The organism is Alteromonas sp. IB21 (assembly GCF_016405965.1).
GTDB lineage: Bacteria > Pseudomonadota > Gammaproteobacteria > Enterobacterales > Alteromonadaceae > Alteromonas.
Genome location: NZ_JAEFCD010000004.1, coordinates 157,291 through 183,157 on the forward strand (window position 1 = coordinate 157,291; position 25,867 = coordinate 183,157).

The window sequence follows — 25,867 nt, forward strand, 5'->3', positions numbered from 1 at the left end:
AAGGAAGACTATTGAGTGCAAGCAAGGTTACCCGTTTCAAGGACAAATCATTAGCAAAAGCGCTGAAGTTTATTTTATCCAAAGTGAACGTCACCGCAGGGTTTATTGCGCTGATAACCGTTACCTTTTTGATGAGTCTCGTTAACAAAGAGGAACGCATCGTAGTGAGCCTGACAAAAGGCCACGCCTTCGAAGCTGATATTCTTGCTGCTGAACAGTATATCAACCGCTATAACCTGCACGATTTCACTGACTCACCGCCTACCACGGCACCGTTCAATACGCTCAAACTACCGTTGAGCGTGGTGCATCAGAACTTACGGCTTTTCTTAGAGACCGAACTCGGTGTCTCTGGGGTTGGCAAGATCCTCGATAAAGAAACGTTTTTAACTGTATCCCGTAATTTGGGCGATGGTTCAGACGAGCAAACTACGGTCGATGTATTTAATTTAGTACATACTCTCGTGGAGAGCCCACCGAATATAGCAGCTCTTTACGACATCAGTGGATTGACCCTACTCCCCCTGCTGACGCTCATCCAAGACCGAGAGAGCGCTAACCTAAATAAATTACAAGGCCTTTACAGTAGCTTCTATCTTACCCTTATCCTAGGCGTTCTAGCCCTGTCATTATGGTATTTTGCGGCTTGGTTAATCTACAAAAGACATACACGTAGTGGTAGCCATAAGTTTAGTAAGTCAAAGTTAAGGGTGACCCCAATAAACGATGATTCCGAGATGCAAAATAAAGCATTTTTGCAGCTTATTAGCCATGAGTTTCGCGCACCGATAAGCGCAATAATAAGTGCACTTGAGCTTATTCCAAACATGGAGTCTAAGCGATCGCATTTAATACAGCAGGCAGAGCAGTCCAGCTATCGACTACTCAATCTTACTAATAATCTTACTGAAGTCCTTGTTAACGGAACTGACGATGACCAGCAATTAACTGAAATTGATTTAATAAGCTTGCTGGATGAATGTATTTCACCGTTTTCTGTTCAAGTAAAAGACAAGAAAATCGAATTTAATATGCATTGCAGCCACAGTGTACCGCAGCATGTAAGAACGGATCCCCTTGCTATTTCAAAAGTAATAACCAACATACTAGATAACGCGGTGAAGTTTACGACAAATGGCCTAATAGATGTCGCTATTACGACTCAAGTCAAAAAACGGGAAATATTCTTAGTCGTCATTATCAGCGATACGGGAATAGGTATTGATGATGTCACTCAAAAACGTATGTTTGAACGTTTCTATCGTGGGGAGCATAACGGCGTACGACGCTATCCTGGTGCCGGCATTGGACTTTCTATCGCCAACAAATGTATCACTAAACTTGGCGGCGCTATAGAAGTTTCAAGCACAGTAGGTGTAGGCTCCGAGTTTAAAGTTTTTATTCCTCTTAATCCCATCGAAATTAAACAGCCAGAAGTATTGAAACCTTCTAGCGCACAATTTGCAGTTGTTGATGACCTCGAGATATCTCGGCTACATTTACAATCTATTATTACCTCAGAGGGTTTTACAGCGCGTACTTTCTCATCGGGTGCGGACCTTTTAAATCTTCACGATGAAATATTGCAATTTTCAGGAATTATCGTCGACCTTTATATGCCAGGTATGAATGGACTTGAGCTGATAAGAACCTTACGGGCCATTTACAGAGAAAGGGTTCCGCCTGTAATCATACTTTCAGCCACACCGGATATTGCGAATATTATTGCCACTAGCGAGCTACCGGTCTATCAAGGCTTTGTAAAGCCTATCGACCGAAACAGATTTGTTGATGCGCTTCGTTATTTAACCACAAATAACAAATATGCAATGGAAGAAGAGAAAAAAGCGCGAATATTGGTCGTTGAAGATGAGCCTATAAATGCTGAATTGGTTGAATACATGCTTCAATGTATGGGGCACGATGTCACGGTAACTTACACAGGAGATGATGCTATTAGCAGGGCTAATGAGTCAGTTTTTGACTGTGTCTTACTCGATATTAACCTGCCGGATATTAGCGGCTTAGAAGTCGCGAAAATACTTAAGGAAGGCAGACCCGACCTTCCTATAATTGCATTAACAGCAAACGCACATCGCGACGATAAAGAAGCGTCTTTACAATCTGGCATCCGTTACCATCTTGTAAAACCTATAACCTTTCAAGAGCTTAAGAACACACTTCGCTTAGCACTTTAGCCGTGCCAAGCCGGTTTATTCGTAAATGCAGTATTGATTCCGACCGCTTTCTTTGGCTTTATAAAGCGCTTGGTCTGAACATTCTAACCACGCCATCGCACTTTTAAAGTCCGCAGAGAATTGAGCTAATCCAAGACTTACGGTAAAGCGTATCGACTCTCCTTCGTGCTCAACCGTTAAACGCTGCGCCAGCTGGCGAATTCGCTCAGCAACGACTCTTGCATCTTCTACCGTCGAATCATTCAATATAATGGCAAACTCTTCTCCACCATACCGTCCTGCTAAATCGGTTTCCCTTACACAGCGCTTAATTAGCGCCGCAAGCATTTTGATGACCTTATCGCCGGCTTGGTGACCATGAGTATCGTTAATGCGCTTAAAGTGGTCGATATCCAGCATGAGGGCTGTACTCGGCTTACCTCTGCGAAGGCAGAGTTTATACATTTCGTCAAAGCGCTCTTGCCAATAACGGCGATTAAAAAGCCCTGTGAGACCGTCAACGCGACTCGCTGTTTTCAGCTCTTCGTTCAAGTGCTCCATACCCAACTTGCCTAACGCTTGCTCGGTTACGTCGTATACCAGCATACAAAAGCGTTCAACACGGCCATTATTTTCTACCATCGGGAAAATGGTCACGTTTTGATACATAAACTCAGCAGCACACGTAACGGGACGATTACAGGTAAACTTGAATAAGTAAGGGCGCTGCTCCCATATAATGAAAACGGGGCTTCTCAAATTGAAAACCGGGTCGATTTTCGTTCTCAGCCATACCTCATCTATCTCAGAAAAATGAGAAAAAAGACTGCCACCAATCACTGACTGTGCTTTTTTAGCGCTGTGGTTTTCTAAAAATTTGTTCCACACCTCCACAGTAAAATTACGGTCAAGTACCGCAATTCCTACCTCGATGGAATCAAGTAATTCCATTGGCACTTGAGAGGTAGTGACTACCGTGTTTTGAGACAATGTTCTAGTTGAAGCATTCATAGACCTTCCTTGTCACCGTTAGCGTCCAATTCATCACTTAATAAGCGTTCGTATACGTGATTCATTGCATCACCGGGAAAGAGCAGCAGTAAATCAAACGAAATATCTCTCGCTTTAATTGCATAGCCAATCTCTATGGCCATTAGCTTACCCCAGCGGTGTACATTATCACTCAACAATGCTGACAAACCTTGGTGCTGACCAAGCAGCACTGGGTGAGTGTGACTGAAGGCTACGCTTAGTTGTTCCGACAGGCCGTTCAAGCACGCACCTATAAGAATATTAGACACGTCCATAAGCGCTTCTAACGCCAATTTGTCAGACGATGCTGACGGCGGGTATTTTAGCAGCTCAACGATGTTTTGAGAGTTGGTGTCATTGAAGATCACCAGTGCTTCACCACTTATTCCCTCACTGATAAACCCCTTAGAAACGGCTGACACACTTTCGTTTCGATTTATCTCTGCCACCGCCATTGAGAGTTCGTTACTTTCTATAAGGTTTACGTTCGGGATGGGTAAGTCAATGAACTCACCCAGTAACTCAGCAAGGTTCTCCCCTGCTCGCCCCATGGCGATATTCACCATTTCCCGACAGGCGTCTAATTTATCTTCGTTGCTTATCTGTTTGTCTCGTATTTGAAACGCATCATTCTTTTGCACTTTGTTTAAACGAGCACCTGACGAATGGCCCTCACCGCTGTAGATACCGTAAGACGATAATATATGGCTGAGCTTTTCGTTATCGATGGGCTTTCTGATGAAATCTAATGCACCAAGCGCCAGCATTTTTTCTCGCGCTTGTGCCTGCACATCACCCGAAACGACGATAACTAAACACGGTAAGTCATATCTACGGATGGCTGCCATTGTTTGATAGCCATCCATAACCGGCATGTTGAGATCTAAAAAAACCACATCGCCTTTGCCTTCTCGAATAAGCGCTAGCGCCTGTTCGCCATTTTCAGCAAAAGAAATATCTACATCCCAGTTGTCAGGCAAACTACGCGCCATTTGACGCCTTGCGAAACCCGAGTCGTCGCAAATCAATATTGGAGTACTCATGGTAACGCCTTACACTGCGACGGGGGCTTTAATATGTGGGTGTGACTGGTAGTTTTTAAGCGTGAAGTCGTCGAACGAAAACCCAAAGATGTCTTTTACTTCGGGGTTTATTTCCATTGTAGGGCGCGCAAATGGTTCGCGGCCAAGCTGCAATTCCACCTGTTCAAGGTGATTTGAGTACAAGTGCGCATCACCTAGCGTATGAATGAAATCACCCGGCTCCAGATCGCAAACTTGGGCAATCATCATGGTGAGAAGTGCATAACTTGCAATATTAAATGGCACACCCAAGAAAATGTCGCCGCTTCGTTGATACAGCTGACAGCTTAGCTTTCCGTCAAGCACATAGAACTGGAACAGCGTGTGACAAGGGGGGAGTGCCTGTTTCCCCATTGCCGCATTTTCTTTCGGAGAATAACTGGTATCTGGTAATACTGCAGGGTTCCAGCCGCTCACAATAAGACGTCGAGAGTCAGGATTTGTTTTGATTTGCTCTACCACTTCTGCGATTTGATCTACCGACGTACCATCGCCGCGATCCCAACTGCGCCACTGGTGGCCGTAAATAGGGCCAAGCTCACCCTCATCAGTGGCCCATTCATCCCATATTTTCACGCCGTGTTCTTTTAAATAGGCGATATTAGTCTCGCCTTTTAGAAACCAAAGCAGCTCATGAATAATTGACTTCAAGTGACACTTTTTTGTGGTCACCAAGGGGAAGCCTTCCTGGAGATTAAATCGCATCTGATAGCCAAATACACTGAGCGTACCTGTTCCAGTTCGATCTTCCTTTTTCACACCCGTATCACGTACATGGCGCATTAATGCGAGATATTCTTTCATCGTTATTCTTATATTTATTTACTGTTCAACACGGTTTTTTCCACGCGTATATGCGCGCACTAATAATCCTATTCCTAAAGCAATCATAGGTAAACAAAGAAGTTGTCCTTGGCTTAGGCCCATTTGATATAAGCCAATATGAGCGTCGGGTTCTCTGAAAAACTCAACGATAAAACGGAAGCTTCCGTAGCCTAATAAAAACAACCCACTGACTGCCCCTACTGGGCGCTTTTTAGCAGAATAAATCCATAGAATGATAAAGAGTAAAACACCCTCTAGCGCAAACTCGTAGAGCTGTGAGGGATGGCGAGGCACATTACCCGCATTGGGAAATATAACCGCCCATGGAACATCGGTACTGCGTCCCCAAAGCTCTGCGTTGAGGAAGTTTCCGATTCGTCCTGCACCCAACCCAATCGGTACTAGTGGCGCAACGAAGTCCCCTAATCTCAGGAAAGTCGTGTTCATACACTTCGCTCGCCAAAACAGCGCCGCTAATACTCCAAGTAATCCCCCGTGGAACGACATACCGCCAGCCCAAATCTTAAACAGATAAAGCGGGTCGTCGAGGAACATGCCAAACTGGTAGAAGAATACATAGCCGATACGGCCACCTAAGATAACACCGACAAAACTCCAAAAAAGCAAATCGCTTAGCTGCTCTCGGCTCCAATCGGTTTGCGACAGGCGCTTTTGTGCTAATAGATACGCGGCGATAAACCCCACCAGGTACATTAAACCATACCAGCGAACACTTAACGGGCCCATGCTGAAGATAACGGGGTCGATACTGGGGAATACCAGATAACTGCTCTGTTCCATTACTTTATTCAATTCCTAAAATCATTCTAATACTTACAAGAACCAGCAGGCATGCCAACATCGCTTTCAATATGCGAACGTTTACGCGCTGTCCAAGCTTCGCGCCAATATTTGCGGTAAATATCGAGGTGGCAACAATACCAGCTGTGGCAGGCAAATAAACATACCCCAAACTGTGTTCTGGTACATCTATCGCATTCCAGCCAGCAATAATAAAGCTAGTGGTGCCAAAAACCGCAATAACTAAGCCGCAAAAGGCAGCACAGCCGATAGCCGCGCGTACATTAACACGAAACCATACTAGAGCAGGTACCAGCAATGCACCACCACCTATGCCCATCAACGCACTGAGCAAACCAGCACCCACGCCCACGACCGCTAAGGTGCCTTTAGACGCCTCGTTTTCAGACGCTTTTTGTTTCCCGAATATCATTTGCAGCGCAATTAGAATCACCAGTACGGCAAAAATATCTTTTAAGAGCTCGCCGGATATATGACTTGCCACCTGCGCACCAATAATGGCGCCAACAGCTATTCCCAAGCCCGTGTAAAGCACCACTTTGCGTTGAATGTTACCAAGTTTATAGTGAGCGAGCGCCGATGATGTGCCAGTAAAAATAATGGTTGAAAGCGAAGTAGCAATAGCAACCGGCATCACGGTTTCGGTGGTCATTCCCATAAAGTGAATAAGCAAATACGACAACACAGGTACGATAATAAGACCACCGCCAATGCCAAGCATCCCCGCAAGAATACCGACAACAGAGCCTAGAACCAGGCAACTGACTATGATAACAACGAATGGCTCCATTCCTTACGCACCTGCTCGGATAAGGCCTCCAAGGCCCTTGGTTTCAAGATACTTATTCAAGTGCACAAAGACTTCTTCTTGACTCACAGAGGTAAGCGCCAACGAAAGTAGCTGCTTACATTCATCTAGCGTGACTTTTCGAATTAGCCAATTGATCTTCCTTAAGTTAAAACCATTCATACTTAACCGGCGGTATCCCATCCCCATTAACAGTAATGCGCCAGCAGGCTCACCGGCAATCTCGCCACAAATAGTTACTGGCACCTGATTTTGATTGGCTTTTTGCACCACGTCGTAAAGCGCACCTAATACCGCAGGGTGATAACTGTTATAGAGGCCCGCTACTCGCGTATTGTTTCTATCCACTGCTAATAAATACTGAGTTAAGTCGTTGCTTCCCACAGAGAAAAAGTCCACGTGCTTGGCCAATTGAGGCAATTGATAAAGTACTGAAGGTACTTCTAGCATGATCCCTAACTTAGGCTTGTTAAGCGTCTGTCCAGACTCTGCTATTTCGTCAGATATCTCATAAAATGCCTGATTAATAAGTCGCTTTGCCTCTTGCACTTCAGACACGGTGGAAATCATGGGTAGCATTATTTGTAAGTTACTCAGCCCAACACTTGCTCGAAGCATAGCGCGTACTTGAACTAAGAAAATTTCAGGATGATCCAACGTTAGACGAATACCCCGCCACCCCAAAAATGGGTTTTCCTCGCTAATTGGAAAATAAGGTAATGGCTTATCACCGCCCACGTCTAAGGTGCGCATAGTAATGGGTAGTGTGGGCGCAGCCTCTAACACTTGGCGATATAACTCTACCTGCTCTTGTTCCGAGGGAAACCGCTCTCGAAGCATAAAGGGAATTTCCGTTCGATAAAGACCAACACCAGCACCAATTTGCTCAGCGTTTAATTCAACTTCAGCAGAAAGACCGGCGTTAATGTATAGCGACATTCTGCAGCCATCCACGCTTTCACACGGTTTATCAGCCTCTGCATCAATCTTTTCGGCGATCGCCGACTCTTCTTCAATGAGCTGAATAAACTCTGTTTTTATGTTGCGCTCAGGGGAAATAATGACTTCACCAGAGTAGCCATCAAGTAAAATTTCTTTGTCTTCCAAAAGCGCGGGCGTTACATTTTGACAGCCCATTACAGCCGGCACACCCATCGCTCTTGCTAAAATTGCCGCATGAGAATTGTTAGACCCACGAATAGAGATAATGCCTTTAAGCTTATCTCTTGGAAACTCAGCAAGCATTGGCGCTGAAACCTCATCAGCCACCAAAATACTGGCTTTTGTGATGACCTTTTCTGTAACTTTTTGACCGTTAGCTTCATACAAAATGTTGGCTAAAATACGGTCTGACAAGTCGACAATATCAATGGCACGCTCTTGCATGTAGGGATCGTCCATCGCACGGAAACGGGCAGCATAGCTTTCTATGACCATTTTCAGTGATGATGCCGCATCCCAACCTTCGCGAATTTTTTCCTCAACTTCTCTTCCCAAACTATTTGCATCGAGCAGATGATGATATAGCTGAAAGATAGACTTAACATCATCGGGAATTGCGTCATCAAGCCCATTAGACAATGCGTCCACATGGCCTCGCGTTACCTCGACCCCTTTGCGGTATAATTGAATTTGCTCTAACGGAGAATCGGTCCGTTTTACCACCCAGTTTTTCAGATTAATTGACTTGTCTAGCGACACCCCTTTACCAATCGCTAAGCCTGGCGAACCCGCAATGCCCCGTACATTTTTTTGTCGGGCAGTATTGTCATTTGAGTTTGAGAGTGTCAGCGCGCCGCGAATATCAGCATTAGTGATTTCTAACGCTAACTGTGCGGCTAGGGTAACTAAAAACGCCTCTTCGTCTTCGCTGAAGCGTCGCATTTCAGCCTGCTGGAGCGTAATAACGCCAAGCACACGCCTTTGATTGATGATGGGCGTGCCCAAAAAGGCGTTGTACTTTTCTTCTTTTACTTCGGGGTAGTGCTTAAACCTGGGATGGCTATGCGCATTGACAATATTGAGAGGTTCTTCTCGCTGCCCAACGAGACCAATAAGCCCCTCCGAAAATCCAATGCGAACTTGCTCTACGGCATCTGGATGAAGGCCATCAGTGGCTTTGAGTATGAACTCTTGGGTCTCGTAATCAGCGAGATAAATGGAGCAAGAGTCGACATTGAGCGTTTGCTTTACTCGCGAGGCAAGCCGAAATAAAGCCGTATCGAGCGCAGAAATCTGATTCATTTCCTGCACGATACGTTTTAACGTAGTCAACATAGCGCCTTGTTGGCTTTGAGGGCTCACCGGTTACTCCTTGATCACTCGCTGCTTACGCCCGCACATAGCAATCTTCTGCATTTTTAGCCACGCCTGCGCTTTTTGCCACGTTTGTGTGGCGCTGCGTTCTGGCGCTGCGGTGGACGATGCTGCACAGACATAACCACAGGTGAGAACTCTTTCATTACTCGTCTGTAGACGTCTCGCTTAAACGATACTACATTTCTTATCGGATACCAGTAACTTACCCACCTCCAGTCATCAAATTCTGGATGACCTGTTTTGAGTACATTAACGTCCTTCTCGTTGCAATCAAGCTGCAACAAGAACCATTTTTGTTTTTGCCCTATACAAACAGGGTTACTGCCCTGACGAATTAATCGCTTCGGCAATTTATATCTCAGCCAGTTGCGGGTAACACTTAAAATAGTGACATCTTTCGGTGTCAGCCCTACTTCTTCGTGAAGCTCGCGGTACATAGCTTGTTCGGCAGTTTCCCCTTCATCAATTCCGCCTTGAGGGAACTGCCATGAATGTTGACCATAACGTCTTGCCCAAAATATTTGACCCATTTTGTTGCAAATCACTATGCCCACATTCGCACGGAATCCATCGGCATCTATCACATAGACTCCCGGGCACACTATACTGTTATATGTTTTCATTCTTCCATAAACTATGCTCCAATCATAGCTTTAATGTTCGCCGTCGCCGCCCAAATAGGAAATTAACGACTTTTATGCAACCGCCATCCTCCTCGCCTACGTCACCAGAAAGCCTTTTACAGCGCTGTCATGCTATTGCTGGTTTGTCATTGGGAGAATTAGCCGAAATGGCGAACGTGGCTATTCCAGCTAATCTTCAGCGCCACAAAGGCTGGCCAGGCATGCTCATAGAGAAATGGTTAGGGGCGAGCGCGGGATCTAAGCCACAGCAAGACTTCCCCGAGCTAGGTATTGAACTGAAAACCATTCCAATTGACGCTAATTTTTCACCGTTAGAAACAACTTACGTCTGTTTCGCACCACTGCTCATGCCGCCAGGCATCACATGGGACACCTCTAATGTGCGTAACAAATTACAGCAAGTGTTGTGGTTACCTATAGAAGGAGACAGAGCCATACCGCTTGCACAAAGGCGGGTCGCTACCGGTTTTTATTGGCGTCCCAACGAACACGAAGATGCACTGTTGCAAAGGGATTGGGAGGAATTAGTTGAACAAATCGCCACGGGACAGGTTGAGACGATTACCTCTCGTCAGGGCGTGGCACTGCATATTCGCCCTAAAGCCGCGAACGGCAAAGTCCTCACGGATGCGTTAGGGCAAGAAGGCCAGCGCATAAAAACGCGCCCGCGAGGGTTTTATTTACGCAAGACATTTACCCACCAGATATTATCAAACGCCTTTGGCGGCTAGCGGTGGCACCGGTCGAGCCACCTATTTTGGCGTTGTCGTATCGAGGTGCTTTACCAAATAGTCGCTTAAAAACTTCTCTGAATTTACCCCAATCCGCTTTGCAACTGCTTCGAGCTTGGCGTCACTGCGCAGTAACACGTTTTTTGCGTATTCGAGGCGATAGTGGAAAATAAACCGCCTGAAGTTTTTACGATCTGTCAGCTGTAAGGCCAAGGCTAGTGATGTGGGGTCAATGTCTGCCCCCTTACAAAATTCTTCGAGCGTTAAAAATCGCTTTTTGTACGCTTTTGAACCTATGGTGTAGCGCTCCGCCTTAGATATAACACTACTATTCTCATAAGGTGACGCCTTACCTTCGTCTAACCGTTCATAGTCTAAAGGAGATGGCGACGTGCGTCGTATGAACGTTAGTGAAAACAGCACGATCAATAGTGCTGTACCTATCATTAAATGATGAAAGCTTTCCCAAAACGGCACAGGGAAAAAGCCAAACGTAGCGGCGGTAACAAGCAAAATACTCATAAATGCCACTCCCACCAAACTTCCCATCACGCCAGCCAACTTGGGCATTTTTAGGTTTTTAATATCCACAGCCTGCTCTGGTAGATGCCTGTGATACATCTGAATATGCTCAGTAATTAAGATTCCTATCAGCAATACGCTAAACCCAGTTAACAGCGACGCAATGTAAGCAGGCCATAGCAGTAACGGCTGACCAGTGGGGGAAGCTGAGAGCCACTGCTGTTTGTCTTCAATGGGGATCAAAAGCACGGCGCTCTGAAATATAGCGGTAATAACCACTGGCCACCACAATCGCTTTCTTGATGAGGGGTAAGCCAATAACATGGGTTTAATCGCCCGGTAGCAACAGGTGATAGCTATGACTGCAAACACGTCTGATAAGCCATAAACAAAAGCAAACTCAGTAGCTGAAGCCAGGCGCAACCATTCATCTAGCATAAATAGAGGCCAGCAGATAAAAGCGGCACTCAGCCAGCGCTTATTGCTTAACCCCTCTTTTTGTAAAAATAAGCGAGCAAGGCCAACGATATAAATGCCTATCGACGCGTAGAGAAAATAACTAAAAATAGCTGAGTTCATCAGCACCCTCCGTCCATGAGAATTACATTGCCATCAGGAAACTTATCCATTAGACCCGGCTACCAGTAAATGTCGCGCTGCATCGCTACAGAACGCGTTCGTTCCATAACGCGAATTAACGTAGACAATTTTTCCGCTGTCCATTTACGCACTTCATTGTGAGAGTCGACCTCTGCATCATCTATCGCCTGTTTGAGCATTAATAGTGCGTTGAGCTCATCAATACCGGTAAGCAAATCTAGCCAGGGAGCGCGAAAGTTTCCGCGCTCTTCTACAAACAAGTCGCCTAAAAGAAACCCACTCCATAAGGTCTGTCTGAGCATAATTTCTACCGAGCTGTAGTTGACCGGGCCCATGGTTTTGCTTAACGGCATGCTTTGTTGCACTGTTTGCCAACCTTGCGATAACCACCCTTTTGCATGCTCTAACACAGGATGATCATAGCCTGTCGCTTCTTTTTGCCAAGGCTTATTTTGTATGAGGCTGATGGCCAATAGCTTGATATCGGTCGCTTCGTTGTCAAAAAACAACTTTTCTGGCTCATGGGCGTGCATTAACCCTGCCTGACGTCCCTGAAGATAACTAACCACAGCAGGATGCTTGCTCAATGTCTTGCTAAACATGCTTTTCTTAGAAAGCAAATAGCGAAGGCTCTGTAAATCATCTTGCCATCCCCACTTTTGCGCATGGGCGACAAGCTTTTGATGCAGGGTTAATAATTCTGGACATTGCAACACGGGGAGATACAGCGATACGCTTTGCAGCAGTAACCGAACGCTTTTCGCCACTTCCCCCAGCATTTTTATTGACCCGCTTTCACAAAACATGTGCTCATGATGTTGCCAATGGGCGAGTGCGGTTTGTACGGCATGACAAAACGCGTTTTCTGTTGTGGTACTTTCTTCTAGTGAGAGAAAGTCCGGCAAATGCCGTATTTTTGCGTTGAAGCCGTGGAGGAGTTGATAGCCTTGCGCCGCTTTAGAGACATCGCTAAGCCTAACTGGCATATTATTGTTTATCAGCACAGCAAGCGTAAACAGACTGTTGATACTGCCAGACATCAACTCAAGCTCTATTTCATTAATTGGGGAACTGGCTTTTTCTGTTGTCGCCTCGCCACAATCCAGCACAATTTCAACAACGCTATCGTCAATAGTCACCACATAGGCATTTCGCGTAAAGTGGGTACTAAATTGTTTTGATAAGCTGGCATTTTTTACAGCAATATCCCATCCCGGCGGCCACACATTGCTATCGAACAAGGCCAAATCAGGACGTGAGTTTTCCAAGGCGACGTTATATTCCATACGTTTGTGTAAGCCGCCGCTTACTACACCGTTGGTCTTCAAGGTTTGCTCGTACTCACCATTATTACCGCGAACTCTAAACCCCATCTTGTTATTTTGAAAGTCGAGTTTATCCGTGTCGTAGTAGTCGTTTTCCAATCGCATTTCGCGATGTGAATTAACGTTAATACTGTGGTTTTCAAAAAGAGGGAGGACCCGTTGAGTAAACGCTTGGTGAGCATCGTCACCTGTTACAAATTTTAATTCTATTTCTGACATGGTTGCGCAAGGCACAGCTTATGATGCTGACACCATACCTTTGTCACATACTTTTCGCAATGCTACAGCGTTTTGTGACTCTCTAAATTTAGACAAAAGTGGAACAAACTTGCCTTTATGGCGGTCAACCAATACCATCTTCACGTTTTAAATTCTTAAATTGGACTTCATATGATTCGAAAGTGGTTAGCAGCAGCCCTTATTGCGTGCTCTTTTCAAGCATTTTCGCTACAAGATACCGCTGATTTAGAAGCGTCTTCATTACACTATATAAGAGATGATTTGTTTATCTTTATGCATACCGGACCTGGTCGTAATTACCGTATTCTAGGTTCAATTGAAGCCGGGACACCCATCACTGTCCTAGCAAGAGACAATGACGCTGAGTTTACACAGGTTACTGATCCTGAAGGTCGTAAAGGCTGGGTAGAAAGTAAATTTGTGTCTAACACAATGTCACAGGCAGAGCAGCTACCCATCATTAGCGAAAAACTTGCACAAAGCCAAAATGGTTTGCAGGCTGCACAGTCAGAAAATGCAAAGCTTCGTCAGCAGCTTAACGACGCTCGTCAACAAGTGTCTACACTTACTACCACCAATGACGAACAGGCATCTCAGATTATTCGACTTACCGCACAAGTCGAAAGTGCAAGCAAGGATGAATTGGTGACATGGTTTACCCGTGGCGGCATGGTGGCCGGTATCGGCATTCTGCTTGGCGTGTTCATAACCTACCTTCCAAAACGCAAACGCCGAAATAGTGAATGGATGTAATATGAAGGCGTTTTAACGTCGTCTTACATAACGATAACAACAAAAATGGCCAGCGCTTCGCTGGCCATTTTTATTCCTTAAGCATTACCTACATTAGCTATTCATCATCTTCAACAAGCGTCATTAGTGAGGTGTTACCACCCGATGCTGTTGTATCGATGCTGATAGTTTTTTCCGTCATCAAACGCTGAATAAGGTTGTCGTTATATTCTGCTGTAATAACAGGCAATATTGCCCCTACGCGAGATGACAGCATAGCGGAGATTCGAGCCGTACGTTCAGTACTTGAATCCACTACAACACCAGCCAAATCTTCATCCATCAATAAGGTATCTAAATGTGCAAGACGTGCCACCTGGAACAATCCTTCTGGTGCACCTGTCGATTCAAATTTGTTCTGAATTTCCACCGCTTCTTCGTAGAATATTTCAGATACAACAGACACAACAGGATTACCGGTAGAAAGTGCCGTCACGACAGACAGTAACCAATATTCAAACGTTACTTCTTTATCGGCAAAACATACTAAGATGCCACGCGGCTCTAGATAAAGTTTATTCGACTCACCTGTTGGCCCTGGCAGAACTTGTGGTTTAGCGAGTTTGCGCTCAACGCTTATTAGCTGCTGACGGGCTGTCGCCAACGTGCGGTTTAAATCATCTGCAAGCTCATCAACGATGTTGACTTTCGCGATTTTCGCCAGAAGCTGACGCACCATCGAAATACGGTCGTTCAACGGCGTATGACGCCACTGAACTTCTACTGCTTTGGCTTTATCCATTATCACGTGCGCGCGCTCAGCAATCTCTTCATCACCTACTAGCGCTGTATCTGTGCCATCTACATCATCGATATGTGAAGGCTTAGGTGTCGCGCGCTCCATCATCAAACGAGATAAGTAGTTTGGACCACCTGCTTTTGGACCCGTTCCAGATAAACCACGACCACCGAATGGCTGAACGCCAACAATAGCCCCAATAATATCGCGGTTAATATAAACGTTACCTGCGCGACTTTTAGCGGCCAGTTCATTAGCGCGTTCTTCAATGCGCGAATGAATACCCATTGTTAGGCCGTAACCTGTGCCGTTAATTTGCTCTAGCACATTATCAAGTTCTTTCGACTTGAAACGCACAATGTGAACCACTGGACCAAACACTTCTTTCTCTAGCACGTCGATGTTCTTAATTTCATACAACGTTGGTGGGAAGAAGGTGCCGTTTTTAAACGTCGCAGGCATTTCCGAGCGATAAAGTAATTTCGCCTTATCTTCCATCGCTTTTTGATGGTCGGTCAGACTCTTCAAGGCTTTTTCGTCAATAACAGGGCCAACATCAGTTGCGAGTTGTGTTGGGTCACCTACTGTCAACTCTTTCATCGCGCCAATAAGCATCTCTATAAGATCGTCAGCAATTTCTTCCTGCACGTAAAGCACACGAAGCGCAGAACAGCGCTGGCCAGCGCTCTGGAACCCAGAACGAATAACATCGTCAACCACCTGCTCTGGCAGTGCCGTTGAATCGACGATCATACAGTTTTGACCGCCTGTTTCAGCGATAAGTGGTACCTGTTCACCGCCGCGCTCTGCCAGCACCTGAGAAATAAGCGTTCCCGTTTGCGTTGAACCTGTGAACATTACCGCTTTAATGCGCTCATCTGGCAGTAAGGTTTCACCCACTTCTTTACCTGGCGATACAATAAGTTTTAATGCATCTTCCGGTAAACCTACCGAGTGCATAATGTCTACTGCGCGCTGGGCAATAATGCTGGTTTGCTCAGCAGGTTTGGCGATAACGGTATTACCCGTTGCTAACGCCGCGGTAACTTGCCCTAGGAATATGGCCAGTGGAAAGTTCCACGGGCTGATGCACAGCACCACACCGCGAGGTAGCAAGCGCTGATCTTCCGCTAGTTCTTCAGCGCGCACCGCATAATAACGACAGAAGTCTACCGCTTCACGTACTTCATCTATGCTGTCTTGCGCAACTTTACCTGCTTCGCGCATACAAATAGCAATAAGCTCGGCCATATGACGCTCAAGCGCATCCGCCGTGCGATTCAGGATCTCTGCGCGTTCGCTTACATCACGCTTAGACCAAGCTTCAAAACCTGCATCAACGTCATCTAACGCCTTACGCATATCGTCTGGCGTCGCGTAATGGTGATAACCAACAATGTCGCTGTGATCCAGAGGGTTTAATACGGGCGTGGCGCCCTCTGGTATTTCGCCTTTTGCTTTGTAGTAGTCCTGCCAGCGCTCTAGTTCATGTTTTAAAGCAGTAACTGCATTCGTGTCGGTAAGGTCTAAACCACGGGAGTTATCGCGCTCAGGCGCATACAGCCCACGTGGCGTTTTTATTAACTTGTTATAACGCACCTTCAAGCGCTGGGTTTTTTCTACTGGATCTTCGAGCAAAGACTCAACCGGTTTTTCGTCGTCAACGATAGCGTTTACAAACGACGAGTTCGCACCATTTTCAAGAAGACGACGCACTAGGTAGGCCAGTAGATCTTCGTGTTCACCCACAGGCGCGTACACCCGGCATTGAATCTTATCCTGTGTTACCACCTGATCGTAAAGGGTATCGCCCATACCGTGTAGACACTGGAACTCAAAGCCTTCTTTGTCGTCACCAGCAAGCTCAACAATCACCGATGCGGTGTAAGCATTATGCGTAGCAAACTGCGGGTAAATAGTGTCGCGGTATTCAAGTAAGCGGTTTGCACAGGCGTGATACGACACATCTGTTGATGACTTACGAGTAAATACAGGAAACTCTTCAAGACCTGCTTGCTGGGTAAGCTTAATTTCAGTATCCCAGTATGCACCCTTAACCAGACGCACCATCAGCGGCCGACCTACCTCAAGGGTAAGCTCACGCAGATGTTCGATAACGTGAATGGCACGTTTTTGATAGGCCTGTACCGCCAAGCCAAAGCCCGTCCAACCGTTTAAATCTTCGTCGCGAAATACCGCTTCAATAATATCTAAAGAAAGCTCAAGACGATCAGCTTCTTCCGCATCCACGGTCAAACCGATATCGTATTCTTTTGCCATCATGCACAGCGCTTTCAGGCGCGGAGGAATTTCTTCCATGGCGCGTTCGCGGTGTGAAAACTCAAAACGCGGGTGAATGGCAGACAGCTTTACAGAAATACCCGGTGAACGCTTTGGTCCACGTCCGTTAGCGGCTTTACCGATAACTTTTATGGCTTTCACATAAGCATCGTAATAGCGCTCAGCGTCGCGCATTGTTCGCGCGCCCTCGCCAAGCATGTCATACGAGTATACATACCCTTTGGTTTCTTTCTCTTTAGCGCGGTCTACCGCGTCCTCAATGGTTTCGCCCATAACAAATTGACGACCCATAACGCGCATGGCAATGTTCATCGCTCGGCGAATAACAGGTTCACCCAAGCGTCCAAGGGTTTGCTTCAGCAGGCCAAACTGCTCTTTTTTGCGCTTGTCGGCATAGTTCACCATGTTGCCAGTGAACAACAAGCCCCATGCAGATGCGTTTACGAACAGCGACTCTGAATTGCCAAGGTGTGGCGTCCACTGTCCTTGAGAGAGTTTGTCTCGAATAAGTTCATCTTGCGTCGCCTTGTCTGGTACGCGAAGCAAAGCTTCGGCCAAGCACATCAATACCACGCCTTCGGCAGTAGACAACGAGTACTCGTTTAAGAGTGCGTCTACGCCACCGTGTCCTTCTTGTTCGCGGCGAATTTGTAGCACCATTTTTCGTGCTCTTTCCCATGCGCGGCTGCGCGCGCGGGGGTTAACTTCGGCAATAGGAAGAATTTGGTCTACAGCCACTGACTCACTAATGCGATAGTAGTCTCTTATGCGCTGGCGTAGGGGTGAAGTTGTATGAAGTGTGTCGTTAATGAGCATCGCAACCCTTTCATAGAAATAGCTGTAATAAGAAGCGTTCCCGCCGTGTATGTCTACTCACGGTTACATGGAAGCGTGGAAAAAACAAGCAAAGTCGAAACCCTGCATTGACGTCTCGTTAATCTTTAAACTTTATACTTTCGGATGAAGATCACGACAGCGCCAAATTTGCGCGGATGGTAGCACAGAAAAAAGCCCTGCCAAGCCCCTGTCAACAAAGTTTTTATAAACCCGTGTCAAGCTGCATAGCCAGTGGGTTAGATGACATTTCACATGCCGCTGAACCTGCACTACTTTTCACTTTGCATCAAAAGAAATAACGGTCACGCTAGGTTGTGAATATCTGTCCATTTCAGATAACGCTTTAGACGCATCTCCAAGTGAAATTATCTTCCTATTAGAGCTTGGGAGTTCAGCTTTTTGGCTGCGATTATGCCAAACATAGCGCCACACTAAAATTTTGGTACATTTGTCTGATTAAACCCCAGCGTAATAAGTAGAAGTATAAAAACCGTCTACACTATAAAAAATAAATAAATAGGTGTTTGCCGATGTGGTTAAGAAAATTCAGTTTAATTCAACGCTTGGGCATTGTAGTTGGCCTTATTGCACTGTTATTTGTACTTCTCACTGCCCTTGTATTAAACAGGCACTACGAAGCATTGAAACAAAAATCTTATGACGAAAACCAACATCTTGTCGAAGTGGTTCACACCATGCTTGCCAGCTTTGCCAAGCAAGAAGGTGTAGATGCAGACGTAGCTAAAAGTCAGGCGCTCGCCGCAGTCAAAGCCCTTAGATATGACGGCAGCAACTACTTTTGGATACAAGACCAAACTCCCTCAATGGTTATGCACCCTATAAAGCCAGCGCTCGACGGGCAGGATCTACGCACGTTCAAAGACGGTAATGGCAAGCAATTTTTCGTCGAAATGGCACAAAAAATCAAATCACAAGGCGACGGTTTTGTTGACTACGTATGGCCCCTCCCGGGCGAAGAGGTGCCTACTGATAAAATTTCCTACGTGAAAGAATTTAAACCTTGGGGATGGACGGTAGGCTCTGGGATTTATCTGACGAATCTTGAAGAAGAATACGCCCATTTGCGTAACGTCATTATCGTATTCTGTGTGGCGAGCATTGTTTTAGTTGTTCTACTTATTTTTGTTATTGGCGGCAGTATTGTTAAACCGGTTCAAGAAGTGACTGAACGGATGAAGGACATCTCGCAAGGAGAAGGCGACCTAACCCGGTCTCTGCCAGAATCAGGGCAAGACGAAATTACGCGATTAGCACGCTACTTCAATGAATATACTGAAAAAATGCGTCAATCCTTATTAGGTATTCGTGAAAACATCAATTCGCTCACTCAGCAGGCGGAATTAGTAGAATCTTCCAGTCAAAACAGTAACGCTCAGGCCCAAACACAAAATGAAAATATGCTTCAAGTGGCTGCGGCGATGGAAGAGATGACAACGCAGATAAATGATGTGAGTAGCAATGCCGATTCAGCCGAAAAAAGTACCAGTAGCGCCAGAACAAATGTGCAACAGGGCGCTGCGGTTGTAGATAGCACTGTAGAAGACATTCGCTCCTTAACCTCTGACATTGAAAGCGTTAGCCGTGTGGTAACCGAACTTGCTGCACAGACAGAAAGCATTGGCGCAGTGCTTGATGTAATTCGGGGTATAGCGGAGCAAACTAACTTACTGGCTTTAAATGCTGCCATAGAAGCAGCGCGCGCTGGCGAACAGGGCAGAGGTTTTGCTGTCGTTGCCGATGAAGTTCGCACACTAGCCAGTCGCACAGGTCAAAGTACCGATGAAATACAAGCTATGATTGAAAAATTGCAAAGCAACGCGAAAAGCGCAGTAGACGCTGTGAAAGTCAGTCAAACAGCCTCTACCAAAACCGTTGATAACGCCATTCAAGCAAATATAAACTTGCAAGAAGCCGACCGTCTAATGACAGAGATTGCTGATATGAGTAGCGAGATAGCAAGAGCCACCGAGCAACAGGCGGAGGCCGCTACCGAAGCCAACATGCGCATTAACGCACTATCGGGTGCTGCTGATATTAGCCTGCGCACCGCAGACGAATTAGCGGCCGCCAGTCAGGCATTGCGCAGCAGTTGTTTATCAATAATGGATATCGCAAACCGCTTTAAATTATAAAGCGGGTTGCACCACCATGAGTGTAAAACACAGAATAACCCCCCAAATAAACATCCTGCAGGCTCTCTACTTATGGAAGATTATTGCTGTCTGCATTACACTGCTTCACAACAATGTTGGCGGTCTTTTGCACGCTTACTAGCGATTTTATGGCAAATGCAAAAATGAAGCGCACACGCAAAAGTTACCAAGTGGTTTAATATCAAGGAGTTGAAATATGAGTGGTGGTTCAAAGGGTAAGCCTATTTTACTATGGGTTGTTGGTTTTTTTGTGTTGTTGTTTCTTGTGTACTTTTTATTTGCCAACACCATTATTAAATCGATTCTTGAGTCGAAACTGGGCGAGTCCTACGGCGCTGAAGTTAATATCGATGAATTCGACCACTCCCTTTTTCCCACAACGGTTACACTTAAGGGTATTGCGTTAACTAACCCTACCAAGCCTTCTCACAATCAAGTGTTCGTGGGTGAGGCCAATGCTGACGTAGAACTAAAGCCTCTGCTTGATGATCAAGTTATCGTAAACAACCTTAACCTGCTAAAGGTACAGTTCGATACCGAACGTCCCTCGGAAGGTGAAGTTTATCGCGTCCCAGAGCGTTCATTGTCGTTTAATGAAATCAAATCAAAAGCGAAAGAGGCTGTCCCCACGGTAGATGAGCTGCTTGCTAGAAATCCTTTAAAAACCACAGCGGCAATTGAAAACGCCCGAGTTGCTTACGCTACTTATGGTGAAGGCCTTAAAGCTGACTACGAATCACTTCCTGATAAAAAACGTATTGAATACTATAAAACTCAGGTCGCACAATTGAAAGAGACCAACTACAAAGACCCACAAGCGTTGGTACAAGCCAAGTCGGCATTCGACAAGTTGAAAGAAGAAATGCAGGCCGATCGCGCGCTTATAAGTGACTTTACTGAAAAAGCGAGCGACGCCAAGAAAGCATTAAGCGAAAGTGTTGAGGCACTTAAAAGAGCCCCGCAAGAAGATTATGCCCTGCTTCAAGGTGTTATAGCTGGCGATCAAGCTGCCCTTTCTCAGGTGACCTACTTTGTATTTGGTGACAAAGCCGCCGAATACACAGAATACTTAATGGCTGCAATGCAAATTGTGATGCCACTCATTCAAGGGGAAGAAAAGAGCGAAGCACCTACCGAAGTGCCTTCAATTCTTGTAAAAGAAGCGAATGTGTCGGTGCTATGGCAAAACGAATCTATCACCAGTAAGTGGAATAACATCACTAACGTTCACGAAGTCTTTGGCAACCCTACTACCTTTACCATTGAGGCGGCGGGAGACTTATTAAAATCATTTACCTCTAGCGGTGAATTCTGGATTGACGGCAACGGTGTTGATGCCAGCCAAGTGTGGCAGTTGGCTGGCGTTAATATGTCAGATATCTCTGTTAGCGGAAACGAAACGTTGAACGCCGTGCTTAAATCAGCACTGATGAAGACCAATGGCTCGATGAAGGTAACCGATAATATGCTTACTGGTACGGGCGAAGTAGACCTGCAACAACTCGTTATGGAAGCAACAGGCACGAGCGACATTACCAGCGCTATCGCGCAAGCGCTTCAAACGTTAACTAGTTTAAATATGACCATGTTACTTGATGGCACCCTTTCAGACCCTGACTTCAATATAAAGTCTGACCTTGATAACAAGTTGGCTAAAGCGGCGCTTTCGCAGTTAACCGCCAGCCAAAAAGATAAGCTCGATGAACTCAACAACAAACTCAACAGCATGATTAGCAGCGAGCAGTCGCTTTTATCTGGTGAACTCGTTGATGTAAACAGTATGCTGAGCGCAGCCCAAGGCGACAGTGCTGCGCTTCAAGAGCTTCTACAAGCGCAGCTTGGCAACGTTGTTGAACAGCAAAAAAACAAATTGTTGGACAAATTAAAAGGGAAATTAGGTCAAGGTGAGTAAAGCACCTTTGACTCAACGCCGCTTCGCGGCATAATAAGACACAGCAGAGGCATCGCGCCTCTGTTTTTTTCCGCTCAAACATATAGTCAGGTGAATCTGTGTTACAAGGTAAATGGCTTCCTATTGTATTGTTAGTACTGTTAGGTTTACTGCAATACAGACTGTGGTTCGGAAAAAACAGTATTCCCGATTATTTCAACAGAAAACAAGAAGTTCAATCGCAAGCGCTTCAAAACGCTAACCTTGCCCAACGCAACGCCTTACTTAAAGCCGATATTAATGATTTAAAGATAGGGTTAGAGGCTATCGAAGAAAGGGCGCGAAACGAACTAGGGCTGATTAAAAAGGGCGAGACGTTTTACCGTATTTTGCCTGCAGATTCCAAGTGAAAAAAATGACATTTCCCCGCGTCGTTGCGGTCATCCCCGCAGCAGGAGTTGGCAGCCGAATGCAAGCTGACCGCCCCAAACAGTATCTCACGTTAAATGGCAAAACTATTCTTGAACACACGATTGACGCCTTGCTGGAGCATCCGCAGGTTGACGACGTCGTCGTTGCAATAAGTCCAGGCGACGCCTATTTCGATAGCTATAAATTACGCGATAAACCTATTCGCGTTGTAGAGGGCGGAAAAGAACGTGCAGACAGTGTGCTTAACGGCATCATGATGCTAAGTGAGAACGACTGGGCTTTGGTACACGATGCCGCAAGACCCTGTGTAGAAGATACCGACATTACTTCTCTTATCGCATTAATGGGCAGCAAAGACGTTGCTGGCGGTATTTTAGCTACACCAGTTAGAGACACCATGAAACGTGTTGCCTCCTCAGGCAATGTGATTTCTCATACTGAGGACAGGGATGGCTTGTGGCATGCTCTCACACCGCAGTTTTTTCCTGCAAAATTGCTAAAGGCTGCTCTTTTCGATGGATTAGCGCGTGGCGCTAATATTACTGACGAAGCGTCAGCTATGGAGCTTGCGGGTTACAAGGTGGCATTGGTAAACGCGAGCCCGGCTAATATCAAAATTACGCACCCGGCTGATCTCCCTTTGGCAGAATTTTATCTCAAGCAAAAATTTAGCGCACATAGCTTCACAGAAAAAAGCGATAGCGCGAGAAATCAAAAGGCACAATCATAATGCGAATTGGACACGGTTTTGATGTACACAAATTTGGTGGCGATGGCCCCATCACGATTGGTGGAGTGAGCATCGATTATGAACAGGGACTCGTTGCGCACTCTGACGGTGACGTACTTCTACATGCGCTTTGCGACGCCATGTTAGGTGCTGCAGCACTAGGAGATATTGGCAAGCACTTCCCGGATACTGACGAAGCATACGCTGGTGCAGATAGTCGCGTGTTGCTCCGTCATGTCGTAAATGTAGTCAGTGAAAAGGGCTACAGACTCAGCAATGCAGATATGACAATTGTTGCCCAAGCGCCTAAAATGGCACCACACATAAGCCATATGCGTGAAATTATCGCAAAGGACTGTAACGTAAACCTTGACGATATCAATGTTAAAGCCACCACTACTGAAAAGCTAGGCTACACTGGGCGCAAAGAAGGCATAGCCGCCCATGCCGTAGTACTACTGGAAAAACTATGAAGCCGCTACACACTGACCACTGGCAGTATTATTACGCAAAACCTGTATCAACGGGTATTTTCAAATTTCAAGCTGATGACTTTCAAGTTGTAGAAGACCTTGGCTATATGCCGTGCGGTGAAGGCGAACATCAGTTCGTGTTTGTTGAAAAAACGAATACCAATACTGCCTTTGTTGCTGAGCAACTGGCTCGCTTCGTCAACCTTCCTCTGCGCCAAATAACCTACGCTGGTCGTAAAGACAAATATGCGGTTACTCAGCAGTGGTTCGGTATTCACGCGCCGGGCAAACCCGATTTTGACTTTAGCAACTTTGAGTTAGAAGGCGTTAAAGTGCTAAAACAAATACGCCACAATAAGAAGCTACGCACTGGTCAACTGAAAGGTAATCACTTTACCATTACGTTGCGTCAGGTGCTGCACCCTGAAGCAATTGAGGAGCGCCTGCGAGAAATTGAAAAGCACGGCGTCCCAAATTATTATGGAGAGCAGCGTTTCGGGGTTATGCGCTTAAATGATATGGGTGAAGTGCAACGAGGTGGTAATCTTGTCATGGCCGAACGTATGGTAAACGGCGAAACCATCAGACACCGCAATAAACGCTCTATGGCACTTTCTGCGCTGCGTAGCTGGTTATTCAACGAGATGTTGTCTGCCCGTTTAGAAAAAGGTCTGTTTGACAGCGTTGTCCAAGGTGATGTTTTGGTACTTAGCGGCTCAAATAGCTTCTTTGTAAATAGTGGGCCGGCAGGCTCACAAGAGCAGCAAGACACGCAGCGTCGTTTTGACGCGAAAGACGTGTGCCCCTCTGCACCGCTTTGGGGTAAAGGCGCGCTCGTTAGTCAAACAGACGCATTGACCCTTGAACACTCGGTAGCTGAACAAAATAGTGAAGTTATCGACTTTTTGAGCCAATGCGGCGTTGAGCAAGAACGTCGAGCAATAAAAATTTGGCCTTCACAGCTTGAATGGCAGACTAAGGGTGATACATTTACTCTCTCCTTTGCGCTTCCTAGCGGCTGTTTTGCAACGTCAGTCCTTAGGGAATGTGTGGAAACCTTGTCCCCCATTAATAGGGTTTAGATAACGAGTAAGCGTGGCGCGCAACCATTCATATCTCGCGTAGCTGTTAATAAGAATAAAGGAAAGTACGCAACATCATGAGAGCTTCTAGAAAAGGAGACGCGTTAGCACAACTGCTTTATAACGAGGGAATACGTTCGCAGGCAGTGTTAAACGCCATTGCTGGTACGCCACGGGAGAGTTTTCTTCCCGATGCGCTAAAACATAAGGCCTATCAAAATACCGCGTTACCGATAGGTCAAGGCCAAACTATTTCGCAGCCTTATATTGTTGCGAAAATGACCGAGCTACTGCTTGGTAGCCCCAACAAACCTGAAAAAGTGTTAGAAATAGGTACGGGGTCGGGATATCAAACGGCTATCCTCGCGCAGCTTTTTGCTAAGGTGTTTAGCGTTGAGCGTATCAAGTCTTTGCAGTTTCAGGCGAAGCGTCGAATGAATCAACTCGACCTTCACAATATTGCAATGAAACATGGCGATGGTTGGAAAGGCTGGGAATCCAAAGGGCCTTATGATGCCATTATTGTGACAGCGGCAGCAGCAAGTCTTCCGCAAGATTTATGCGACCAGCTAAAAGAAGGTGGGCGACTTATTATACCCGTAGGTAACGAGCAGCAATCGTTACTGTGTATCGACAGGATTGAGGGGGAACTCAAAACATCGACCATAGAATCGGTTCGATTTGTTCCTCTTGTAGCAGGAGAGCTAATGTGAAGCTTTTTGAGCCATGTTATGACATGGCGTTACGCTGGGCGCGACATCGTCACGCAACCAAGTATTTAGGTGGGTTGAGCTTCTCGGAATCCGTATTTTTTCCTATCCCACCGGATGTGATGCTTGCTCCTATGGCACTATCGCAGCCAAACAGGGCTTGGCAATTTGCCTTTATTACCACTATTGCGTCTATTTTGGGTGGCATTGCGGGATATTGGCTAGGCTATTTTGCGTTTGATGCATGGCTAGCGCCGCTTATTGAGAGCTGGGGTTATACTCACAAAATCGATACCGCCATGCAATGGTTTAAAGATTATGGCGTGTGGATCGTCTTTCTTGCCGGCTTCTCCCCCATTCCTTATAAAATCTTTACGGTAAGTGCAGGCTTTTTGCAAATGGCGTTCTTGCCCTTTGTGATAGCGTCAGCCGTGGGACGAGGTGCGCGATTTTTTCTAGTAGCGGCCCTCATGCGATGGGGCGGTGCTGCGATGGAACAAAAGCTTCGACAATATGTTGAAGTGCTAGGCTGGATTGTCGTAGCGCTTGCGATCTCTGCTTACTTACTATTGCGATGAC

At 46.0% G+C, this 25,867-nt stretch carries 21 protein-coding genes; 11 read left to right on the forward strand and 10 right to left on the reverse strand.

Annotated features, from left to right (window positions below; translation table 11 throughout):
- Window positions 1-11 precede the first annotated feature (11 nt).
- Complete coding sequence (locus JC525_RS04740) at window positions 12-2,198, forward strand: response regulator (RefSeq protein ID WP_198814765.1); 2,187 nt, start codon at window positions 12-14, stop codon at window positions 2,196-2,198.
- Window positions 2,199-2,213: 15 nt separating this feature from the next.
- Here the strand turns inward: JC525_RS04740 and JC525_RS04745 are convergent, their stop codons facing one another.
- From JC525_RS04745 to rppH, 7 genes are all read right to left on the reverse strand, one after another.
- A complete protein-coding gene (locus JC525_RS04745; protein WP_198814766.1) occupies window positions 2,214-3,188 on the reverse strand; it encodes a GGDEF domain-containing protein in 975 nt (324 codons plus the stop codon).
- Window positions 3,185-4,252 (reverse strand): response regulator, encoded by a 1,068-nt coding sequence (locus tag JC525_RS04750; RefSeq protein ID WP_198814767.1) that lies wholly within the window; start codon window positions 4,250-4,252, stop codon window positions 3,185-3,187. Before JC525_RS04750 ends, JC525_RS04745 begins: the two co-directional genes overlap by 4 nt.
- Window positions 4,253-4,261: 9 nt before the next feature.
- On the reverse strand, window positions 4,262-5,095 hold the full coding sequence (locus JC525_RS04755) for a thymidylate synthase (RefSeq protein ID WP_198814768.1): 834 nt from the start codon (window positions 5,093-5,095) through the stop codon (window positions 4,262-4,264).
- Between the two features lie 18 nt (window positions 5,096-5,113).
- The gene (gene lgt / locus JC525_RS04760) at window positions 5,114-5,917 is read right to left on the reverse strand and encodes a prolipoprotein diacylglyceryl transferase (protein ID WP_198814769.1); all 804 of its coding nucleotides are present in this window, start codon (window positions 5,915-5,917) and stop codon (window positions 5,114-5,116) included.
- Between the two features lie 4 nt (window positions 5,918-5,921).
- Complete coding sequence (locus JC525_RS04765; RefSeq protein WP_198814770.1) at window positions 5,922-6,728, reverse strand: sulfite exporter TauE/SafE family protein; 807 nt, start codon at window positions 6,726-6,728, stop codon at window positions 5,922-5,924.
- 3 nt (window positions 6,729-6,731) lie between these two features.
- Window positions 6,732-9,023, reverse strand: a complete 2,292-nt coding sequence (ptsP, locus tag JC525_RS04770; protein ID WP_198814799.1) for a phosphoenolpyruvate--protein phosphotransferase — start codon at window positions 9,021-9,023, stop codon at window positions 6,732-6,734.
- Window positions 9,024-9,106: 83 nt separating this feature from the next.
- Window positions 9,107-9,649 (reverse strand): RNA pyrophosphohydrolase, encoded by a 543-nt coding sequence (rppH, locus tag JC525_RS04775; protein ID WP_198814800.1) that lies wholly within the window; start codon window positions 9,647-9,649, stop codon window positions 9,107-9,109.
- Window positions 9,650-9,762: 113 nt separating this feature from the next.
- On the opposite strand from rppH, the gene mutH reads away from it, so the two are divergent.
- A complete protein-coding gene (mutH, locus tag JC525_RS04780; protein WP_198814771.1) occupies window positions 9,763-10,440 on the forward strand; it encodes a DNA mismatch repair endonuclease MutH in 678 nt (225 codons plus the stop codon).
- A gap of 21 nt (window positions 10,441-10,461) precedes the next feature.
- On the opposite strand, the gene JC525_RS04785 is transcribed toward mutH, so the two are convergent.
- Both JC525_RS04785 and JC525_RS04790 read right to left on the reverse strand, forming a co-directional pair.
- Window positions 10,462-11,541 (reverse strand): DNA mismatch repair protein, encoded by a 1,080-nt coding sequence (locus tag JC525_RS04785; protein ID WP_198814772.1) that lies wholly within the window; start codon window positions 11,539-11,541, stop codon window positions 10,462-10,464.
- Window positions 11,542-11,600: 59 nt separating this feature from the next.
- Window positions 11,601-13,106 (reverse strand): CYTH domain-containing protein, encoded by a 1,506-nt coding sequence (locus tag JC525_RS04790; RefSeq protein ID WP_198814773.1) that lies wholly within the window; start codon window positions 13,104-13,106, stop codon window positions 11,601-11,603.
- Between the two features lie 171 nt (window positions 13,107-13,277).
- On the opposite strand from JC525_RS04790, the gene JC525_RS04795 reads away from it, so the two are divergent.
- Entirely contained in the window at window positions 13,278-13,880 is a 603-nt protein-coding gene (locus JC525_RS04795) for a TIGR04211 family SH3 domain-containing protein (protein WP_233094979.1), read from the forward strand.
- Window positions 13,881-13,977: 97 nt separating this feature from the next.
- Here JC525_RS04795 and putA read toward each other — a convergent pair whose 3' ends face one another.
- Entirely contained in the window at window positions 13,978-17,775 is a 3,798-nt protein-coding gene (gene putA / locus JC525_RS04800) for a bifunctional proline dehydrogenase/L-glutamate gamma-semialdehyde dehydrogenase PutA (RefSeq protein WP_198814774.1), read from the reverse strand.
- Between the two features lie 551 nt (window positions 17,776-18,326).
- On the opposite strand from putA, the gene JC525_RS04805 reads away from it, so the two are divergent.
- From JC525_RS04805 to JC525_RS04840, 8 genes are all read left to right on the forward strand, one after another.
- Window positions 18,327-19,949: a methyl-accepting chemotaxis protein gene (locus JC525_RS04805; protein WP_198814775.1), complete on the forward strand. Its 1,623-nt coding sequence runs from the start codon at window positions 18,327-18,329 to the stop codon at window positions 19,947-19,949.
- A gap of 217 nt (window positions 19,950-20,166) precedes the next feature.
- The gene (locus JC525_RS04810) at window positions 20,167-21,882 is read left to right on the forward strand and encodes a TIGR03545 family protein (protein ID WP_198814776.1); all 1,716 of its coding nucleotides are present in this window, start codon (window positions 20,167-20,169) and stop codon (window positions 21,880-21,882) included.
- A gap of 98 nt (window positions 21,883-21,980) precedes the next feature.
- Window positions 21,981-22,271 carry a cell division protein FtsB gene (gene ftsB, locus JC525_RS04815; protein ID WP_105930820.1) on the forward strand — a complete coding sequence of 97 codons (291 nt, stop codon included), beginning with the start codon at window positions 21,981-21,983 and terminating at the stop codon, window positions 22,269-22,271.
- Window positions 22,272-22,276: 5 nt separating this feature from the next.
- Window positions 22,277-23,023 carry a 2-C-methyl-D-erythritol 4-phosphate cytidylyltransferase gene (ispD, locus tag JC525_RS04820; protein WP_198814777.1) on the forward strand — a complete coding sequence of 249 codons (747 nt, stop codon included), beginning with the start codon at window positions 22,277-22,279 and terminating at the stop codon, window positions 23,021-23,023.
- Complete coding sequence (gene ispF / locus JC525_RS04825) at window positions 23,023-23,496, forward strand: 2-C-methyl-D-erythritol 2,4-cyclodiphosphate synthase (RefSeq protein ID WP_105930821.1); 474 nt, start codon at window positions 23,023-23,025, stop codon at window positions 23,494-23,496. The genes ispD and ispF overlap by 1 nt, the downstream gene beginning before the upstream one ends.
- Complete coding sequence (truD, locus tag JC525_RS04830; protein ID WP_198814778.1) at window positions 23,493-24,578, forward strand: tRNA pseudouridine(13) synthase TruD; 1,086 nt, start codon at window positions 23,493-23,495, stop codon at window positions 24,576-24,578. Before ispF ends, truD begins: the two co-directional genes overlap by 4 nt.
- Window positions 24,579-24,655: 77 nt before the next feature.
- Window positions 24,656-25,291 carry a protein-L-isoaspartate(D-aspartate) O-methyltransferase gene (locus JC525_RS04835; protein WP_198814779.1) on the forward strand — a complete coding sequence of 212 codons (636 nt, stop codon included), beginning with the start codon at window positions 24,656-24,658 and terminating at the stop codon, window positions 25,289-25,291.
- Window positions 25,288-25,866, forward strand: coding sequence for a YqaA family protein (locus tag JC525_RS04840; protein ID WP_198814780.1), 579 nt, complete (start codon window positions 25,288-25,290; stop codon window positions 25,864-25,866). The genes JC525_RS04835 and JC525_RS04840 overlap by 4 nt, the downstream gene beginning before the upstream one ends.
- Window position 25,867 lies beyond the last annotated feature (1 nt).

Bases quoted from the DNA above. Each gene is read 5' to 3' on its own strand.
- JC525_RS04810 (WP_198814776.1), top strand. From the start codon at position 20,167: ATGAGTGGTGGTTCAAAGGGTAAGCCTATTTTACTATGGGTTGTTGGT.
- putA (WP_198814774.1), bottom strand. From the start codon at position 17,775: ATGCTCATTAACGACACACTTCATACAACTTCACCCCTACGCCAGCGC.
- JC525_RS04790 (WP_198814773.1), bottom strand. From the start codon at position 13,106: ATGTCAGAAATAGAATTAAAATTTGTAACAGGTGACGATGCTCACCAA.
- JC525_RS04755 (WP_198814768.1), bottom strand. From the start codon at position 5,095: ATGAAAGAATATCTCGCATTAATGCGCCATGTACGTGATACGGGTGTG.
- JC525_RS04805 (WP_198814775.1), top strand. From the start codon at position 18,327: ATGTGGTTAAGAAAATTCAGTTTAATTCAACGCTTGGGCATTGTAGTT.
- truD (WP_198814778.1), top strand. From the start codon at position 23,493: ATGAAGCCGCTACACACTGACCACTGGCAGTATTATTACGCAAAACCT.
- ispD (WP_198814777.1), top strand. From the start codon at position 22,277: ATGACATTTCCCCGCGTCGTTGCGGTCATCCCCGCAGCAGGAGTTGGC.
- lgt (WP_198814769.1), bottom strand. From the start codon at position 5,917: ATGGAACAGAGCAGTTATCTGGTATTCCCCAGTATCGACCCCGTTATC.
- JC525_RS04795 (WP_233094979.1), top strand. From the start codon at position 13,278: ATGATTCGAAAGTGGTTAGCAGCAGCCCTTATTGCGTGCTCTTTTCAA.
- JC525_RS04745 (WP_198814766.1), bottom strand. From the start codon at position 3,188: ATGAATGCTTCAACTAGAACATTGTCTCAAAACACGGTAGTCACTACC.
- ptsP (WP_198814799.1), bottom strand. From the start codon at position 9,023: ATGTTGACTACGTTAAAACGTATCGTGCAGGAAATGAATCAGATTTCT.
- JC525_RS04750 (WP_198814767.1), bottom strand. From the start codon at position 4,252: ATGAGTACTCCAATATTGATTTGCGACGACTCGGGTTTCGCAAGGCGT.
- JC525_RS04785 (WP_198814772.1), bottom strand. From the start codon at position 11,541: ATGAACTCAGCTATTTTTAGTTATTTTCTCTACGCGTCGATAGGCATT.
- ispF (WP_105930821.1), top strand. From the start codon at position 23,023: ATGCGAATTGGACACGGTTTTGATGTACACAAATTTGGTGGCGATGGC.
- JC525_RS04835 (WP_198814779.1), top strand. From the start codon at position 24,656: ATGAGAGCTTCTAGAAAAGGAGACGCGTTAGCACAACTGCTTTATAAC.
- mutH (WP_198814771.1), top strand. From the start codon at position 9,763: ATGCAACCGCCATCCTCCTCGCCTACGTCACCAGAAAGCCTTTTACAG.
- JC525_RS04765 (WP_198814770.1), bottom strand. From the start codon at position 6,728: ATGGAGCCATTCGTTGTTATCATAGTCAGTTGCCTGGTTCTAGGCTCT.